The sequence below is a fragment of the Marisediminitalea sp. genome, from assembly GCF_984433645.1.
Window position 1 is genome coordinate 1 of the sequence record NZ_CFIDRX010000018.1, and the last position, 18,412, is coordinate 18,412.

At 48.8% G+C, this 18,412-nt stretch carries 18 protein-coding genes; 11 read left to right on the plus strand and 7 right to left on the minus strand.

Annotation, left to right across the window (positions count from 1 at the left end; genetic code table 11):
• Positions 1-285 precede the first annotated feature (285 nt).
• The 3 genes from AC4MRN_RS04290 to AC4MRN_RS04300 all read left to right on the plus strand — a co-directional run bounded on the left by AC4MRN_RS04290 (position 286) and on the right by AC4MRN_RS04300 (position 3,398).
• The gene (locus tag AC4MRN_RS04290) at positions 286-1,524 is read left to right on the plus strand and encodes a methyl-accepting chemotaxis protein (protein ID WP_490404043.1); all 1,239 of its coding nucleotides are present in this window, start codon (positions 286-288) and stop codon (positions 1,522-1,524) included.
• A gap of 71 nt (positions 1,525-1,595) precedes the next feature.
• The gene (locus AC4MRN_RS04295; RefSeq protein ID WP_255053951.1) at positions 1,596-1,862 is read left to right on the plus strand and encodes a TIGR03643 family protein; all 267 of its coding nucleotides are present in this window, start codon (positions 1,596-1,598) and stop codon (positions 1,860-1,862) included.
• 63 nt (positions 1,863-1,925) lie between these two features.
• A complete protein-coding gene (locus AC4MRN_RS04300) occupies positions 1,926-3,398 on the plus strand; it encodes an FAD-binding domain-containing protein (RefSeq protein ID WP_491202596.1) in 1,473 nt (490 codons plus the stop codon).
• 9 nt (positions 3,399-3,407) lie between these two features.
• On the opposite strand, the gene AC4MRN_RS04305 is transcribed toward AC4MRN_RS04300, so the two are convergent.
• Entirely contained in the window at positions 3,408-3,899 is a 492-nt protein-coding gene (locus AC4MRN_RS04305; protein ID WP_073321716.1) for a retropepsin-like aspartic protease, read from the minus strand.
• Between the two features lie 296 nt (positions 3,900-4,195).
• Between AC4MRN_RS04305 and AC4MRN_RS04310 the strand changes: the two genes are divergently transcribed.
• Together AC4MRN_RS04310 and AC4MRN_RS04315 are read left to right on the plus strand one after the other, a co-directional pair.
• Positions 4,196-4,561: a hypothetical protein gene (locus tag AC4MRN_RS04310; protein WP_084526383.1), complete on the plus strand. Its 366-nt coding sequence runs from the start codon at positions 4,196-4,198 to the stop codon at positions 4,559-4,561.
• A gap of 305 nt (positions 4,562-4,866) precedes the next feature.
• Positions 4,867-5,706, plus strand: a complete 840-nt coding sequence (locus tag AC4MRN_RS04315; protein WP_491202597.1) for a patatin-like phospholipase family protein — start codon at positions 4,867-4,869, stop codon at positions 5,704-5,706.
• A gap of 20 nt (positions 5,707-5,726) precedes the next feature.
• Here AC4MRN_RS04315 and AC4MRN_RS04320 read toward each other — a convergent pair whose 3' ends face one another.
• The 5 genes from AC4MRN_RS04320 to AC4MRN_RS04340 all read right to left on the minus strand — a co-directional run bounded on the left by AC4MRN_RS04320 (position 5,727) and on the right by AC4MRN_RS04340 (position 12,801).
• On the minus strand, positions 5,727-7,037 hold the full coding sequence (locus tag AC4MRN_RS04320) for a TolC family protein (protein WP_491202598.1): 1,311 nt from the start codon (positions 7,035-7,037) through the stop codon (positions 5,727-5,729).
• A gap of 90 nt (positions 7,038-7,127) precedes the next feature.
• A complete protein-coding gene (locus AC4MRN_RS04325) occupies positions 7,128-9,068 on the minus strand; it encodes an ABC transporter permease (protein WP_491202599.1) in 1,941 nt (646 codons plus the stop codon).
• Positions 9,055-10,242 (minus strand): efflux RND transporter periplasmic adaptor subunit, encoded by a 1,188-nt coding sequence (locus AC4MRN_RS04330; RefSeq protein WP_491202600.1) that lies wholly within the window; start codon positions 10,240-10,242, stop codon positions 9,055-9,057. The genes AC4MRN_RS04325 and AC4MRN_RS04330 overlap by 14 nt, the downstream gene beginning before the upstream one ends.
• Positions 10,243-10,445: 203 nt before the next feature.
• The gene (locus AC4MRN_RS04335; RefSeq protein WP_491202601.1) at positions 10,446-11,744 is read right to left on the minus strand and encodes a DUF445 domain-containing protein; all 1,299 of its coding nucleotides are present in this window, start codon (positions 11,742-11,744) and stop codon (positions 10,446-10,448) included.
• 25 nt (positions 11,745-11,769) lie between these two features.
• A complete protein-coding gene (locus AC4MRN_RS04340) occupies positions 11,770-12,801 on the minus strand; it encodes a hypothetical protein (RefSeq protein ID WP_491202602.1) in 1,032 nt (343 codons plus the stop codon).
• Positions 12,802-12,991: 190 nt separating this feature from the next.
• On the opposite strand from AC4MRN_RS04340, the gene AC4MRN_RS04345 reads away from it, so the two are divergent.
• The 4 genes from AC4MRN_RS04345 to dgcA all read left to right on the plus strand — a co-directional run bounded on the left by AC4MRN_RS04345 (position 12,992) and on the right by dgcA (position 16,752).
• A complete protein-coding gene (locus AC4MRN_RS04345) occupies positions 12,992-13,435 on the plus strand; it encodes a DUF3859 domain-containing protein (RefSeq protein ID WP_491202603.1) in 444 nt (147 codons plus the stop codon).
• A gap of 165 nt (positions 13,436-13,600) precedes the next feature.
• Positions 13,601-14,596 carry an adenosine deaminase gene (gene add, locus AC4MRN_RS04350; RefSeq protein ID WP_491055988.1) on the plus strand — a complete coding sequence of 332 codons (996 nt, stop codon included), beginning with the start codon at positions 13,601-13,603 and terminating at the stop codon, positions 14,594-14,596.
• 108 nt (positions 14,597-14,704) lie between these two features.
• Positions 14,705-15,703 carry an N-acetyltransferase DgcN gene (dgcN, locus tag AC4MRN_RS04355; RefSeq protein ID WP_491202604.1) on the plus strand — a complete coding sequence of 333 codons (999 nt, stop codon included), beginning with the start codon at positions 14,705-14,707 and terminating at the stop codon, positions 15,701-15,703.
• Positions 15,700-16,752 (plus strand): N-acetyl-D-Glu racemase DgcA, encoded by a 1,053-nt coding sequence (dgcA, locus tag AC4MRN_RS04360; protein ID WP_491202605.1) that lies wholly within the window; start codon positions 15,700-15,702, stop codon positions 16,750-16,752. The genes dgcN and dgcA overlap by 4 nt, the downstream gene beginning before the upstream one ends.
• Here the strand turns inward: dgcA and AC4MRN_RS04365 are convergent.
• The gene (locus tag AC4MRN_RS04365; RefSeq protein ID WP_073321763.1) at positions 16,747-17,217 is read right to left on the minus strand and encodes an EVE domain-containing protein; all 471 of its coding nucleotides are present in this window, start codon (positions 17,215-17,217) and stop codon (positions 16,747-16,749) included. The two genes, dgcA and AC4MRN_RS04365, sit on opposite strands and share 6 nt — an antisense overlap.
• A gap of 74 nt (positions 17,218-17,291) precedes the next feature.
• Here AC4MRN_RS04365 and trxC point away from each other — a divergent pair, with 74 nt between their 5' ends.
• Both trxC and AC4MRN_RS04375 read left to right on the plus strand, forming a co-directional pair.
• Entirely contained in the window at positions 17,292-17,723 is a 432-nt protein-coding gene (trxC, locus tag AC4MRN_RS04370) for a thioredoxin TrxC (RefSeq protein ID WP_491202606.1), read from the plus strand.
• A gap of 117 nt (positions 17,724-17,840) precedes the next feature.
• Entirely contained in the window at positions 17,841-18,287 is a 447-nt protein-coding gene (locus AC4MRN_RS04375; RefSeq protein ID WP_491202607.1) for a hypothetical protein, read from the plus strand.
• Positions 18,288-18,412 lie beyond the last annotated feature (125 nt).

Sequence of the window (18,412 nt, forward strand, 5' to 3'; positions counted from 1 at the left end):
CAAAGGTAGACATTTTCTGGACGCGGGTTCAAATCCCGCCAGCTCCACCAAACATAAACCCTGTGCCGAAAGGCATGGGGTTTTTATTTAGACTCGTCGCTATTTCGTGCTCCTCCTCTAATAATCTGTCTTTCAAGTGCCATTAGGCACTATTCCATAACTAGCTTTATCTCAACAACACCTGATCTCACGCAAAGAATTACCCCAATTGCTTAGCTATAATTTGAGTATAAAGTGCAGAAATTGCGCGTAAAACAACCAACAAAAATAGCGGGATCAGACCCCATGCAAACATTTTGGCAGATGTACAACGTCATTGAGAAAACGTTCTTCTTTACGCTTTCACGTAAAATCATTGGCAATATAAGCTTCTTGTTTATATTTCAAATTATCAACTTTTACCTGTTCTATTCTATGCTGTCCGCGCCGCCTGAAGAGCAGCACGCCATGCAAGGTACTGTGATTTCAGTGTTTGTTATCAGCACCCTGTGTTTCGGGTTCACTATTTTTTATTTGCATCACCTGATCGTTCGCCCTGTAAAAGCATTGCTTTCAACACTAAATCACATTAACCATACCCAGGGCGACCTCTCCACTCGCCTACCCGCTTTCACCTGCGACGAGTTCAGTGAGCTGTCGGCGGCCTACAACACCTTTGCAGGTAATCTGGCTAGACTCATCGCGAAGATATATCAGGATGCAGAAAAAGCAGCGGAAGCCAATAACACCGTTAGCCACATCGTAGACTCAGTAAATTCGCAGGCAGCACAGCAAAAGCAGAACAGTCAGAGTATTAGCCAGTCAGCACAAGATGTGAGCCATCGCATCGACCACATTGTGTCGGCGGCTGAGCAGGTTTCTACGTCTAATGAAGTTAATTTGAATAATGCCGTTACCGCTAACGACACCCTGGAAACGTCTCAGGAGCAGATTAGTAGTATTACTGAACTGCTTAACCAATTTGCCAGCACGGTAACTGGCCTGCAAAACAACGCCGAAAATGTACGCAGTATTTTAAAAATGGTTGAAGGCTTTGCCGATCAAACCAATTTACTTGCGCTTAATGCCGCTATCGAAGCTGCCCGTGCTGGTGAAGCTGGTAGAGGCTTTGCTGTTGTGGCAGATGAAGTGCGCAGTTTGTCGGCAAAAGTGGCCGATGCAACTCAACAAATCAGTAAATTCCTGAATGAAATGGATACCCTCGTTAAGGAAACACAGAACGAGTCAGGCAGACTCATTGATGTTTCTACTGCTATGAACGAAAGCGTTAATTTTACACGTGACACCTTCGCCACAATGATGCGCGACTTTAATGAAAACATAGCGGCATTCTCGCAAATACTGGAAGCGGTAAATGCGCTGAGCGCTCAACAGCAAACAGCAGCCGGTATCGCAACCAATATCGCAGAGGTCAGCGACGATATTCAGTATCAATTGGAACAAACGGTGAATGAAGCCTCAAGAGCCAAAGACCTAGCCAATTCTACCCAACAAGGCCTAACGCAATTTGTTGTGAAGGCTTAATGTGTGCTGCATTAATCTAAACTTAATGCGTTAGCGTATTACGGGTGATTGTGAATTATTGGAAATGAATATTGAGCAAAATCACCCGTCAATACAGTGCCGACGACCTGTCACGGATCATCGAGATGGCATGGGAAGACCGCACGCCTTTTGAAGCTATCGAAAATCTGTTTGGTGTTAATCAGGACGCTGTCATCAAAATCATGCGCAGTGAACTAAAGCCATCGAGTTTCCGACTGTGGCGCAAACGCACGCAAGGCCGAAATACCAAACACTTAAAGTTGCGTTCGCCTGACATAAACCGTGGCTACTGCCCCACTCAGTACAAACAGCGGTAACATGCTGTTAATTCAATCAGCGAGCGTCGAGCGGTTTTTTACTCAATCGTTCACGTAACAAACATGACTTCGCGGGACAATCAATCTATAAGCGTTGTGTGGTTCAAACGAGACTTGCGTTTGCAGGACCACCACGCCCTTCACGCTGCATGGGAAAGTAATAATCCGGTATTGCCTGTTTACCTTTTCGAACCAGCAATAATGGCCGACTCACACTACAGCAACCGGCACTGGCGGTTTGTGTGGCAAAGTCTGTTAGACATGGAGCAGCAACTTAGACCACTCAATGCCAGTTTTCATGTCAGCTATGACGACGCCTTACCGTTCTTTAAACGGCTCCACCAGCACTACCAACGCATAACGCTATACAGCTATGAAGAGGTGGGGCTGGCGTGTACTTTTGAGAGAGACAAACAGCTTAAAGCCTGGTGTAAGTCGGTGGGTGTGGAGTGGAAAGAATTCCCTTATGCGGGCGTTATCAGGGGGCTGACTCACCGCAAACAGTGGTTGGCAAACTGGCGCAAACAAATGCGTTCTGCGCCTGTAAGTACACCCATTCACAAGATTAACTGGGAAACAAACAAAACTCTGGTTACCCGTGTGCCTGCCACCATTTCTGCCGAGCTGCACCGGCCAGACGAGCACATGCAACTTGGCGGAGAGACACAGGCACATCAAACTCTGGTCTCCTTTATCGATGATCGCCATCGTAGCTACCACACACAGATTTCCAGTCCCCTCAAGAGTATGCGCAGTTGCTCGCGTTTATCGCCCTATCTGGCTTGGGGAAATCTGAGTGTTAGGCAGGTTTATCAGGCAATTACCGCCGTGAAATCCCCCTTACCGCGATCCTTACAAGCTTTTATATCGCGGCTGCATTGGCACTGCCACTTTATCCAGAAATTCGAAAGTGAATGCGAGCAGGAATTCAGGCCTGTTAACGCCGCATATCAGCGTTTTCCGTACAGAGCTGACGAACAAGCTACACAGCAATTTAAGGCTTGGTGTGAAGGCAATACCGGTATTCCCATGGTTGATGCCTGCATGCGCAGTGTTATTAAAACCGGCTACCTGAACTTCAGAATGCGGGCTATGCTGGTAAGCTTCCTTACGCATTATTTGCTGATTGACTGGCGCAGAGGTGCACTTCACCTTGCACAACAGTTTCTGGATTTTGAACCGGGTATTCATTACCCGCAGTTTCAAATGCAAGCCGGAGTAACCGGTACAAATACGCTGCGGGTTTACAACCCGGTGAAACAAGCGCAAGACAACGATCCAAGCGGGGAGTTTATTCGAAAATGGGTACCTGAAATCGCACATCTGGATATTGAGGATTTGTTTGCTCCCTGGCAGATCCCACCGCTTACGCAATTAACGCTCGACTCACCCTTGCCACCGCGCTATGTGAACCCGGTAGCCATTCCAGAAGATATTATTCCGCCACACAGAGACTTGTTGTGGAAATGGCGTGAGCGAGACGATGTCAGAAAAGAAGCCCGCCGCGTGTTGCATCGTCACAGCAATCCGGGATAGCTTGTTGCTTCAGTGTGTGCTCAACGGGGCGGTAGAAGCAGTATGCATCTGATCACACTTTTCCAGCGTCAGGGTTGGCGGCAGCAGACTGATATTTAGCGAACCCGCTTTTGACAGCAACCCCATACCTAAAATGTTGTTGGCTCTTGGCATGACGGCAACCTGCACATCTTCAAATGCACAGGCATCGCTTAGTGCAAACGCTGTCAGGCGATAGGTTTTGATCTTTTTAATTTGTCCGTTTGCAAGTCGAGCATTAACGTAGCCTGCTTCTGTTGCAGGCTCGTTTGCGCTCAATTTTTTAAATGTGTCAGGGGTCAGTAATGTAAGTGACGAACCTGTGTCTAACAAAAACTGTGCGTCGTCAACTGCCCGGGTATGGATGCGCAAATACAACGTACCGCCTTCACTTTGCTGCAAAGCAAACTGCTCAGCGTACGCTGTATTGAAGACACAGTATATGAGCAATAATGTGGTGAAAACACTTAGTTTGCTTTTCATAGAAAAGACACGCTTTGGCCGACCTTATTGATAAGGAGGCAATTTAAACGCCACTTGTTAACCAACTCATATTTAATGACTTTTTTTCAAACACACCGCACCGGCTCACCAAAACAAAGCATGCAAGCACCTTTTTTGTGCGAATCTTAAATAATTGATATTTATTTTGTGAATGAATTCATAAATTGATAGCTTTTAACTATCACGAGACAGGCTTTAAACTTTAGATTAAGTGCTTATATTATCTCAACAGAACATAGACATAGATAGCAACTTCAAATAAAAGGTCACCTATTATGAAGAAAAGCACATTATCGTTATTCTTTACTACCGGCATCCTTGCATGCACGTCAATGGTGCACGCGAATGCCTCAGAAGCAGGATCCGCTGCTTCGCAAACTTCCTCACAGGTTGTCACTGAATTCTCAGGAAAGCCACCGTTTAAAAGACAACGCGTTGTCGGCGAGACAATGGATATGGCTCAGTTTGAAGTCGTAACGTCGGCACAAACATGCCAGGCCAATAAAGCCACTATGCGCGGTAAACCACCGTTTAAGCGCAGTAGCGATTGTGTAGAGACGGTCGACCTGGCGCAATTCGAAGTCACCAACGAAGAAAAGACAACCCAATTTAGCGGTCGCCCTCCTTTTAAGCGTCACTAAATCACACTTAATGCGATAGTCAGTTCCTGATCCAAATCTTAGCCGATGACATAGTTCATCGGCTTTTATATTACTCTCTTCAACAAAAAATCTGTTGCTTCTGCGTTTCTGGCTTAACATGCCTATAGCCCATACCGTGCCTGTTTCCGCCCCCGAATATCACTTACCCAATACCCATTTCGCTATTCTATTTTTTCGATTATGCCGTGTAGTTTTATTCATCACTGTTAGCGCGCACAATTCGGTATTCTATTTGCAACAAATTCGTTGGTATTCATATAAACATCTGAACAGGAGTCCGGATCATGAAAAGTGCATTGGTTGTAGAAGGCGGTGCAATGCGCGGCATTTTTGCGGCGGGTGTGCTAGATACGTTTCAGCTTCAACACTACAATCCGTTTGATATGGTGCTTGGTGTGTCTGCGGGTGCCACAAATGCAGCGGGTTATGTAACAGGCAATGCGCCTCGAAATCGTAAAATTATTACCCGCCTTGCTACACAACGTGAGTTTTTTAATCCCGTTCGCTTTATGTTGAAAGGCCATATGACCGATGTGAAATGGCTGTGGCTGGAGGCGCAGGCCCGGTATCCGATAAACGCGGAAGCCCTGGCGACATCTACGCCGTTAATTGCTGTTATAACCAATATGCGCACTGGTGAGCCGGAATATCACCGTGTTACCGCTGACAACATAGATGTGTTAATGGAAGCGACCTGCGCCTTACCGATGGCTTATCGCACGCCTCCCCGTTATCAGGGAGTCCGCTATGTCGATGGCGGTGTGACAGACGCCATTCCGGTGCAGTACGCCTATGAGCAGGGTTTTAAAGACATCACGGTTATACTCAGTCAGCCATGGGGTTATCAAAAAGCCGAGGAAAAAGGTACCTGGGTCGCCAACAAAGTGTTTGCCCGCTACCCAAAACTGATACAAGCCATACAGCAACGTGCTACGCGCTATAACGATACATTGGCATTTATTGCTTCGCCGCCCGCTGACTGCCGGATTAATGTTATCGTTCCACCAGCAGAGTTTGGTGTCGGCAGGCTGACTATGCGTCGCGATAAACTTATTCACGGCTATCAGATGGGACGTCACGCCGCGCAGTCGTATCTAACTCAACTGCGCGACATTGCGGCTTAAATAGCTATCCTGCTATACCGCTAACTATCCGTATTCGTTACTGGCAGCCCGCGTGCCGCTGTATACACATCTACAGCGGCACTCAGCGCGCTCTGGTAGCGATTGATTACGTTCAATTGGGCACTAAACCAGCTGCGCTGGGCATTGAGCAAATTCAGGAAGTCGCTGTCACCCGACTTATATCTGGCCTGGGCTAAATCGTACAACCGTTGATTGTTTTCCAGTTCAATCAAGTCCAATGCATACGCTTCACGCTGAAAACGATAATTATCGGCTGCATCCTGCATTTCCTGCGCAGCGCTGATTATGGTTGTCATTAAGTTATTGAATGCAATTTGAGTATCCACGTTGGCAACCCGTTCGGCTTGTTCACGTTTGCCGTTGTCAAACAGCACCATGGCCGAACTTAGCGCTGCCGAGAGTGACCAGCCGTTGGCAAGATCGGTAAGATCTGACATGCCCAGATCCGCGCTTAAACTCAACCCTGGTAAACCGGCAATACTGGCCTGATAAACACTAATGTCCGCCAACTGAAGCTGCAAAAAGGCCGCGGCGACATCCGGGCGCTGACGCAATACACTGGCAGGCTGTTGAACGTCAATTTCCGGCAATGCCAGACTATTCACCGGTGCCGTGAATTCGCGCTGCTGAAACTCGCTGTCGGCCAACAATGCAGCCAAGGCGCGGTTATTAATGGCTAATTGATTCGACAGACGCAATACCTCATTTTGGGCACTTAACAGCGTGTTACGCTGCTGCGCAAGCTCTATGCCCGATGCGCTACCAGCGTCGTACCGCAACTGAATTAACGACAGTAGCTGTTCTGATGCTGTCACATTTTGCTTTGCTATGGCTAAGCGTTGTTGCAACGACAACTGAGTAAAATACGCATTGGCGAGCTGACGCTGTAACAGCACAGACTGATTTCGAAGTTGCGCCTGGCTCACATCAATATTCAGCGTTGAGGCCAGAATACTGGCTTCACGCGAACCCCAAATATCCACGTCATAACTTGCGCCGATTGAAGCCGATGAGCTAAGTGACGTGAGGCCTGTATCCAGGTTTTCGCCACCGCGACCACTTAACCGCCCCGAAACCGCAGGTAAATTATCGGCTCGAGTCTGCCCCAGTTGAAATTGCGCACGTTCTACACGCAATGACGCCGTGGCTAAATCCAGATTCTGCGCGGCGAGTTGCGCCATTAGCGCCGATAACTCTGGTGAGTCGAACCCTTGCCACCAGTTCGTATCTACCGATACCGTTGCTGTGATCTTTGGGTTTGAGAAGCTCTCAGGCAGTTGCACCTCCGGAAAACTCCGCGATGGCTGCATACTGCATGCACTTAATATAAAGACAGCGGACATGGCTAACGAAACGGCAGCAGCACGCGGGCTAAAATGAACAAAACAGCGTGCCATAAATTAATCCTCTGCCAACGCATCAATAGGGTTTAGCCGGGCAGCCTTGTGAGCCGGCGCAAAGCCAAACAATACACCCACCGCCAACGACGTAACAAAAGCCAGAACAGGCGGTAATAAGGTATAGGCCACCGAGACTGAAAACTGTGACAGCACGAAAATCACGGCATACCCCAGAAAAATGCCTACGCAACCGCCCATAACACACACCACCCAGGCTTCTATATTGAACTGCTTTAAAATGTCGCCGGGTTTAGCGCCGGTCGCCATGCGCAGCCCGATTTCGCGTTTGCGCTCCGACACATTCACCAACATAATGTTCATCACGCCGATACCACCAACAAACAGCGATATGCCCGCAACAGACGCCAGCAACCAGGTCAGGGTATTCTGGGTTTCTGTGACCGCTTCAACCAGTGAATCCGTGGTCCGCACCATTACATCTTCCTTGCCATGGCGTGCCGTTAGAATGGCAAGAGCTTCTTCCTGTACGCCAGATGCAGCTTCTGTCGACGCCGCTTTAATGGTGATGCCACTTAAATACGGGCGTCCAAAGGCCTTTAAGCGCCCAGTAGAGATGGGGATTAAGACTTCGTCGTCCATGTCGTTACCGCCTGCACTGGCACCTTTGGATTTCAGTACCCCAATCACCTGGTAAAACGCATTTTTCATTAAAATGTATTCGCCAATGGCGCGGTATTTATTTTCAAACAGGGTTTCGGCTACGGTATCGCCTATCACGACCACTGGCGCATAACTGTCGACATCTTCATTAGTAAAAAAGACGCCCTGAGACATTTCCCAGTCTTTGGCATAAAAATACGCAGGCGTGGTACCGGTTATCCGGCCTGAGAAGTCATTTTCACCATAGCGCATGGTCGCGCGCGTACTTCGCTCTGGCGCGACATATAAGGCACCCTCTATTGCTTCTAGTGCTTTTGCGTCTTCTAAGGTAAGCGATGCGATATCACCTGAACTTCGAATATTGCCGCCGCCGGGACGAATCGAAATAAGATTTGTACCTATGGATTCAATACGTTTAAGTACATCCTGTTTTCCGCCCTCACCTATCGCCATCATGGTAACCACCGCAGCTACGCCAATGATGATGCCCAGTAAGGTAAGTAATGTTCGAAACCAGTTTAGCCGCAGCGATGAAAACGCCATGCTCAGCGCAGCCCCCGTTGAAATACTGGGAAAGACATTAACCTTAGACGGTTGTTGCTGCCCAGTCTCGACAGACTGTGTTTCGGCGGCACCAGTATCTTCCACAATCTCGCCGTCCAGCAGTTTCACCTGACGTTGGGCGTGCTCAGCAACAGCTGGATCGTGGGTGATTAGAATAATTGTCACCCCTTCCTGGTGTAGTGATTTAAGCAGGGCTAGCAACTGTTCGCCGCTGGCTGAATCCAGTGCACCGGTAGGTTCGTCGGCCAGGATCACTTCAGCGCCATTAATCAACGCCCGGGCTACTGACACCCGCTGCTGCTGCCCGCCCGACAATTCACCGGGACGATGGGTAATGCGATCCTCAAGCCCAAGTTTACCCAGCAATTGCGCCGCGTGAGCATTACGCTCAACCTCGCTGGTGTTGCTGTAAATGGCTGGTAACGCAACGTTTTGTTGTGCCGTTAACGTCGAGAGCAACTGATAGCGCTGGAACACAAAACCAAAGGTTTTGAGCCGTAATGCAGCCAGTTGGTTGTCATCGAGATCCGCCACAGACTGGCCGTGAATCCGATAAGTACCTGCACTGGGTTTGTCCAGGCAGCCCAGAATATTCATCATGGTGGACTTACCCGAACCCGATTGCCCCATGATGGCCACAAACTCGCCTTTCTGAATAGTAAGCGATACCTGTTTGAGTGCCGTGACCTCTGCACCTTCAGACTGATAACTACGACTGACGTTATCCAGTGAAATTAATGGGTTAGAAGCCACCACGACGCCCTCCGCCAGGCATGCCCGGCGGCATTCCCGGTGGACCATTTTGCTGTCCGCGCTGACCTCGTGCAGCAGCACCGCGCACACCCACCACGACCTGCTCGCCTTCGCTCAGACCGTCAAGGATCTCAGCAACGGTGCGATTTCTAATCCCCACTTTGACCTGGCGCTGTTCATTGCCCTGCTCGGTAACAACCAGGACAAACGGATTTCTCGGCGGGCCTTTTATGGCGGCCAGAGGCACCAATAACGTATCTGTTTTTTGTTCCTGTACAAAAAACACCTGGGTGGTCATGGCGTCCATGAGCGCCCCGCTATCGTTCTGTATATCAATGAGCACCTGATACAGCACAACATCATTCACCACGTTTGGCGTCGGCAGCACCTGACGCACTGTTGAATGGTAACGCGTTCTGGTATCGCCCAGTGTAGTGAAATACACCGGCATACCGGGGTACAGTTTACCTACATCAGCTTCAGACACTTCGGCCCGAACGGTCATGGTGTTTAAGTCTGAAATTTGCAGTAGTGTGGGCGCATTTTGATTGGCGTTCAGGGTTTGGCCCTGACGCACTTTAATCGTTGCAACCGTTCCCGCAATGGGTGCGTAGATTTTCGCAAAGCCCAGTGTTGCTCTGTCACCCTCTAGCGAGGCTTCATCGGCTTTGATTTGTGCGATCGACGCGCTGATCTTTGAATCCAGTACACGCACATTGGTTTGACTGGCGTACACTTCGTCTTCACTCACGGCATCTTGCGCGTGCAAGCGTTCGTTACGTTTAGCGCGCAATATGGCCAGCTCTCGTTCAGCTTTCAACTGTTCAAGCTGTGCGCGCTTGTTCTCAAGGTTAGCTTCGGTTTTTTGTACCTGGGTACGAAACACCGTGGCATCAATGTCTACAAGTAACTGGCCTTCGGTAACTACGTCACCTTCTTCAACATAAATCGCATCAACCTGGCCAGAGACCTGCGCCCCTACTTCCACGTAACGTTTAGGCTCAAGTTGCCCGGTGGCCACTATGGTTGTCTCTATATCGCCGCGACGCACAGGCGCCAGCAATTGTGCCTCGTCGTTGGCTGCAGGGGCATAAATGCTATAAAGCGCATAGGCTGGCCCACCAATAATAATCAGCAGCAATGCAATTTTTATTAACGGTCCGTATCCCTTCAGCATTGCTTAATCACCCTCATACTAATCACTGATATCACTCTGTTATGTCTATAAAATGTTGCTATTTGAGCGACATAGATACGCCATAAATAATACAAATCAAAGGACCTTAACGTATCTTTACATTGTGCTGACAATACTGCACCTAATGTGAAACAACACTGCTATGTGATTGGTATCAGGATGTAAGTTTTAACAAGGGTGAGTTAGGCAAATGCGAAGATTAGCTGTTCGATACCAAACAACAGGCCGCCGATAAGTCCACCAACCAGGGTGCCGTTTATGCGGACTTTCTGCAGGTCTTTGCCAATGTTTAATTCAATTTGTTGAGACAATTGTGCTGCATCCCAACTTTCAATGGTTTTACGAATGTGCCCAGCCAGGAAATCAGCCATTTCTGGTGCGGCGTAACGCGCAGCCTCACCAATGTGGTGATCCACAGCCTCTTGCAACGCTTTGTCCTGCGCTAACTTAGTACCACTGGCCTGTAACCACGTGGTTAAACGCGTCCGAATCTGGCCATTTTCTGCTGCAATGTCAGTAACCAGCCACTGTCGCATTTCAGCAAAAATACTATTCAGATACTGCCCGACTGTTTCACTGTTAAGCAGGCGATCTCTGAAATTGTTCAGTTTTTGTTGTGCATCTGCATTGTGTTCAAGATCATCGATAAACCTGCTTAGTTGGGTGTTTAATTCCACCCGAATCGGATGCTGTGGATCCTGATTAACGTCAGCCAAAACATGTGCCAGAGCACTTACCGCAATGCCAGCCCCTTGCTCGCTTAGCCAACTGGAGGGCAGAATTTTCTCCAGCCTTCGATGTTCGGTTTTCAGCCATTCGGTGAGTTTTTCAGCGATAAATTGCTGGGTTGTTTCCTGCTGCAACGAGTCCGAAAGTTTATCCAACAGCTTGTTTAGCAGCTTCTGGTGCCGACCGTCCCGGGTCATCACCTTTACCCCGCCAGCCACAATCGCCCCCAGTTCAATGTGGCCCAAGGCTTTGTGAACGCCTTTGTGCAATGCCGCTCTAACCGGCGCATCGTCTATAACGTGTAACAGTCCGGCAAGACTATCGGTGATGTACTTTGCCAGTCGCGCTGCGTTACTCTGTTGTTGTAACCACTCTCCCATGGCTCGCGCAGGGTGACTGCCTGACACCAGGGTTTCAATTGCATCGTTATGAAAAAACTTGTCTTTCACAAATACAGCCAGGTTCTGCGCAATAACAGACTGGTTGTTCGCCACAATATTGGTGTGGGGTATTGGGTGAGAGGCGGGTATAGGCCTGAACAATGCGCTCACCGCAAACCAATCGGCGAGCCCGCCCACCAATGCCGCTTCACTTATCATTTTCACTAACTGAACCCACCACAATGCGGCGTTGTCAGGCGCAATTGTTTGCAAAACGGTCAAGCCTACAAACACTATGGCGGCGCCAATCAGCCAGGCTAATGCCTGGCGTTTTGCGTGTTTAAGTTGTGCCGCTTTAGTTACGTCTACCATAAGGAAGTTAGTTCAGAGGGAAGCACTATTGGCCGACCGCCAAATGCGCGTGAGAGTATTTTTCAACCACGCCGCCTTTACCCACACCAATACAGCCTTCATCAGCTTTACAAGCAAGGCTCCAAATGTTGCTTTCACTGACTTTTTGCCATTGTTTAGTCTTAGGGGATAACGCAAATACGCCTTGAGGATTGCTGATCAAAATAACTGGTATCGACTTGTGGCTCGCTGAGAAATACAGCGCTGAACCATAAATAGCGCCTTTTAAGGGCGGTGTTGGCAGCGCTTGCCAAACGGATGCCGTCAGGTCGAACGTAAACGCGATGGCTGGTTGTTCGTGCTTTAAACTGCCGCCAAAGGCGTACAGGGTATTTTCATTGACTTGCAAACTAAACATCCCTGCGGCTTCACCACCTTCGAACAAACTGCTAACACGCTGCCAGTCCTTCTGCCCTTTTTTCAACAATAACGCGGGGTGTGCACTATTACCTGTGCCCGCTGCCACCACGGTTTCAGTAGCGGCAATACAAGTACCACTGGACGCAAAACCGCCTTCTGAAGGTGCTGCGTTGAACGGCAGCGCTTTTCGGGACCAATCCTTCCCGGCATTCTGAGTGTGCAGAATGTACAAACCTTCATCATCTGAGTCGCCGTACAGCCAGCCCTCGCCACCACGTGTAAAGGACATACAATCAAAAAACACGTGCTCGTGTTCACCTTGCTTGACCAACTGCCAGTCGTTGCCCTTTGACGCTGAATAGTACAATCTCGACTGTTCACCCTCGCCTGCACTCATTACGACAATATGACCATCTTCAAACCACTGATTATCGCGAAACTGTAAGGCTTCTGTACCCATAGGTAAGTTAAGTCGGGTAAAATTTTTCCCGTTATCATGAGACAAATACACGCTGCCATGGGTCCCCGACACTAATACCGTATCGTTCGTCCAGGTTACGGACTGAAAGCCAGCCTGCTCGTCTAACACCGCGGAAGTCACACTTGCTTGTGCCGCTGTAGAGCCGATGAGTAAGGAACCGGTGAGTATGGAGCCCATGCAACCGGCTGTCGCCAGTTTATGTACTAGTGTTTTGAATGCATTTCGCTTGGTTTTGTGCTGAAGCATAAGTTTATAAAATTAACCAATAATACATACACTTTGCCACACTCTGGCAGCGAAGAGAACGTATCTCTGTTATAGTACATCTATTGTCATACAAATTATCAGAAACTAAGTAATTCCGTTCATGGCTAAACCCAAACCTATTGTCGAAATCGTGACCTATGGTATTCACTCAAAGTGGGATGCCGACGATAAAGCCCTGCCAAAAATTAGAACTTTCACTAATCATGTTCCGTTAGAGCTGGATATTGAGTTTGGATTCATAGTGAATATCAAACGCGCTAAAAACAGCAAGGTACGCTACTGCATTTATCATCCCGACATTCCGGATGAAGACGGTATCCCCATGCCGCCCTTTGATGGCGAAGAATACGTCCGCTCCAACAACTGGGATTTTTATTTAGGCGATACGCTATGGGAGCCGCTGGAGAACAAGGTAGGCGACTGGCGCATGACGCTGGAACTTGAAGGTAAAATTATCGCCGACAAAACATTTACCGTTGAGGACGATTTACCCTACGACGGCGCCCAGTTCTGGCAACGGGGCAAGCCCAAGCTTCGCCGCTAATAGAGTAAAATGCCTGCCAGCAATGCGGGCATTGTTGCACCGAAATGAATCAAGCCACCAAAAGGTAAATTAATATATCGTATGAAATTCAACTGGATAGACAGTACAGTTAGCGGGAACAAAGCTTGCAGTCAGTGCCTGACCAATAATAAAAGGAAGGCGTTGATGCAGGCATTTATTGAAGGCATGCCCAAAGCAGAACTTCACGTTCACATTGAAGGTACCCTGGAACCGGAGCTAAGTTTCGCACTTGCTGAGAAAAACGGGATTGAATTACCTTTCGACAGTCCCGAGGCGCTGATAGCGGCCTATGATTTTCACGATCTCCCCTCTTTCTTAACCATTTATTACGCTGGAATGAGCGTACTAATCGACGAATCCGACTTTTATAAACTCACCTGGGATTACCTGGAGAAAGCAGCATCACAGAACGTTGTATACACCGAGATTTTCTTTGATCCTCAAGGCCATACTTCACGCGGTATTGCGTTTGAAACAGTCATAACGGGTATTAGAAAAGCTCAGGTCGATGCAGAACAAAAACTAGGCATCCGCAGCCAGTTAATTATGTGCTTCCTGCGTGACATGTCTGCAGAGTCTGCCATGGAGCACCTGCAAATGGCCAAGCCTTACTTGGGTTGGTTGGTTGGCGTCGGGCTCGATTCAGACGAATACAACAATCCACCGGTGAAATTTAAAGACGTGTTTGCTCTGGCAAAGCAATGGGGCCTGAAGCTCACTATGCATTGCGATGTGAATCAGAAAAACACGCTAGACCATATCCGCCAGGTTATCGAAGTGATTGGCGTTGACCGGATCGATCACGGCGTTAACTCCCTTGAATCGGATGAACTGTGTGAGCTTATTGTTGAAAAACAACTTGGCCTGACTGTATGTCCGGTGTCCAACCGGTTTGTGGTGCAGTCGTTAACCGCGAATGAGATTCGCACCATGCTGGACAAAGGCATGCTAGCGACCATCAACTCTGACGATCCGGCTTATTTCAGAGCCTATATGAACGAGAACCTGATTGAACTGCAGCAAGAAGGTGAATTCAGCCAAAGTGAACTAAAAACACTCATGGCCAACGCCTTTAAAGTGACATGGTTACCGGAGGAGGACAAAGCGGCCTATCTGGCGAAACTTGACGCGTATCAGTAACAAAAATGCATAAATTATTGATGTGGAATAACACTGGCAATCGGCGGTTTCACCGATTAGTGTTAGCCGCATTGGATTAACCTGTATTGATATAGTGTTGGAGTTATCATGAATTTACCGTCTCCGTATTTATTGTTTATTGGCGATGCTACCGATCCGCTTAGTATTAAAATGGCGAAAAGTGCTGCCGACTGGAGTCCGGAAAAATGCGTTGGCGAATTTGCTTTGCCCGGCTGTGAAGTCATTACAGGGCAGCCTCGTATGTCTATTCAGGATGGAGTAGACAAGGGCGCAAAGGCATTTGTACTTGGCTTTGCTAACAGCGGTGGCTTTTTATCAGAACACCTGATTGCGCCTATACTTGAGGCGCTGGATGCAGGCCTCGACATAATTAATGGTTTGCACGACAAGGTGTCTGACATTCCGGAAATAGCAGAGAAAGCGGCAAAGCTGGGTCGACAGCTTATTGACATTCGCCACCCTACAACCAAATTTAAAACCGGCAAAGGCACACCTCGCTCAGGCAAGCGCTTGTTAACTGTAGGCACAGATTGTTCGGTTGGCAAAATGTATACAACGCTGAGTTTGGCCAAAGCTATGCAATCCGCGGGAATGAATGCGACTTTTCGGGCAACAGGCCAAAGCGGCATATTAGTCGCAGGTGCCGGTATCGCGGTGGACTGTGTGGTATCAGACTTTATTTCCGGTGCAGTTGAGGCGTTGTGCCCGGCCAATGACGCAGATCACTGGGATCTGGTAGAAGGTCAAGGGTCGCTGTATCACCCGGCTTTCGCCGGTGTGAGCCTGGGGTTACTGCACGGTGCACAGCCCGATGCGCTGGTAATTTGCCATGCGTTAGAACGTGAACACATGCGCGGCCTGCCAGGACGTCCACTGCCCTCCCTTCAACAGGTTATTGACTTAAACCTGCAGTGCGCCCGCGTTACCAACCCTGACGCCAAGGTGATTGGTGTTTCAGTCAATACCTCTGCCGTATCAGAACAAGAGGCATTGGATTATTGTCAGTCAGTCACCGCTGAACTGGGACTGCCTTGCGTAGATCCGATTCGACACGGCGTTCAGCCACTATTGGAGTTGCTTGTATGAGTATACAGTTTTTGGCGTTTGCCGAAGCTTTTCCGCTTGCCCGGGAATTTCGTATTTCCCGAGGCGCAAAAACCCAGGCTGATGTGGTCACGGTCATTGTTACTGACGGTCATTACTACGGCTGGGGCGAGTCTGTCCCTTACGCCCGGTACAACGAGAGTATTAGCAGTGTGCTGGCACAACTCGATAGCGTTAAAGATCGCGTGGCAACGTTAAAAGACACCACTGAGTTGCTATCGATTCTACCGGCAGGCTCTGCCCGCAATGCGCTCGATGCAGCATTGTGGGACCTGCGCGCGAAGCAAACGGGTAAATCCGTTTACGCCCTGACCGGGCTATCTGAAGTAAAGCGCTGCTACACAGCGCAAACACTCAGTATTGATACGCCAGACAATATGGCAAAACAAGCCCTTGAACTGAAACAAGCACCATTAATTAAGATTAAACTCGACGGTGAATTGGTTCTGGAACGCCTGGCTGCCATCAGTCAGGCATCACCAAAAAGCCGGTTAATTGTGGATGCCAACGAAGGCTGGAGTCCCGCACAGCTAAGTGACTGGCTCCCCGAGCTCAAAGCATTAAATGTCGCCCTTATTGAACAACCGGTTCCCGACACCGATGATGCCTCATTGGCAGGCTTGAATCCGGATATCTTGCTGTGTGCCGATGAATCCTGCCACACCAGTGAAAACATCGACACACTTGCCAACTACTATCAGGCAGTGAACATTAAGTTGGATAAAACCGGCGGGTTAACTGAAGGTATTCGCGCACTCAAGAAAGCCAAGGATGCCAGGATGCAGGTGATGGTTGGCTGTATGGTAGGCTCGTCATTGGCCATGGCGCCAGCGTATTGCTTGTGTGAATCGGTACAGTTTGTGGATTTGGACGGCCCGCTACTGGTTGCAAAGGACCGCGCTGATGGTTTCACGTTTGAACATGGCCGCATGTCGCAACCATCCCCCTTTTTATGGGGATTACCAGGCCAGTATGGTCAGCAGTTTCTCGCAAGCACCTGGCAACATCACATGACGGAAGAAGCCTTATAAGGCTTCTCCGGTCATTGCCAGTAATAAAGACCATTCATGTGGCGTCACTGGCATAATCGACAGCCGATGGCCTTTTTTCACTATGCCTAACTCGGTAATGTCCGGGTTCGCTTTAATTGCCTGTAAACTCAGAACCTGCTTGAATTTTTTACGAAATTTCACATCAACACTAAACCAGCGAGGTGCATCTGGATTCGACTTCGGGTCGAAATATTTTGATTCCGGATTAAATTGTAACGCATCCGGGTACCCTTCCCTTACCACTTCGGCAACCCCGGCTATGCCCACCTGCTTGCAGCTGGAATGGTAAAACAATACCAAATCGCCCGTCTTAATGTCGTCACGTAAGAAGTTTCGCGCCTGATAATTACGCACACCGTCCCAGGGTTCAGTTTGATTAGGTCGGTCTGCCAGATGATCGATGCCAAACACATCGGGTTCCGATTTAAATAACCAGTAGTTCATGTCATGTTCCCTAACTTGATTGCCGGCAATGTTACCCCATATATCTTAAAAATGTACGATTAACAGGTATAAGTATGTCTTCCGTTCATCTGGTATGCCCGGCATGTCAGGCAATCAACCGCAGCCCGGTCGCCAAACTTCAGGACGCCCCAACGTGTGGCAAGTGCAAATCAAGTTTGTTACCGGCTTCCCCAATCACGCTAACCGACGCAAACTTCCAGCGTTTTGTACAAAAAAGCGACCTGCCGGTTATTGTTGATTTTTGGGCCGACTGGTGTGGTCCTTGTAAAATGATGGCCCCTACGTTCAATGCGGTAGCCGCCAACATGCAAGGCCGCGCGATTTTCGCCAAAGTGGACACCCAGGCCAACCCAGGTACAAGCCAACAGTTTCAGATCCGCAGCATTCCCAGTTTATTGTGCTTTAAAGGCGGAAAGGAATCCGCGCGTCAGGCAGGCGCAATGCCTCAACAGGCCTTTACTCAGTGGGTTCAGCAGGTCATTTAAACTGTCACTGAGGCCATCATAAAAGGCTTTACACTTTGCTGACATAGTTCGGAATATGGGTTGCACCTGACACTGTGCGCCGTACCCGTTGGTACGGCAACACGTTAGGAGATTATTATGAATATTCAGTCAGCAACGTCATCGGTGTTTCAAGCCGAACAAACCATGGCGACAAATCAAATTAAACCGCCCCCGCCGCCCAAGCCACCTGCACAAGACGAATTGTCAGACTTCATGAACCAGAGCCGTGATGATGAGGCTGTGCAAAGCTTTATGCATGACATTATGGCAATGGAACAAAGCGGCACCTTCGACGCAGAACAAGTTGCGGCGATGGCGCCGGCTTCCCTGCAACAGTATGCTCAGGAAAACGACATTGATTTAGCTGAATTTTTTCAGGCTAAACATGATGCATTTCAACAGCGACAAAGTGCCACTGACAGCTCAGAAAGCAGTGAATCTGTCGCAGCACAAATCTACCAGGCAGTAGAAACTGCTCAGTCGCCACAACAAACGTTACTGGACAAATTAACCGGCAGCATTGGTGTGAATACCGTTGCCTGAATTGGGTGTAAGTTACCGCAATGAACCGGCAATCCACTGCCGGTTCTACCCTGTCATTCCGGCTTAACGGGCAATCCTTGCCAAACTTGCCGTACAGAACACCACAACGCTATATCCCCAGCGCC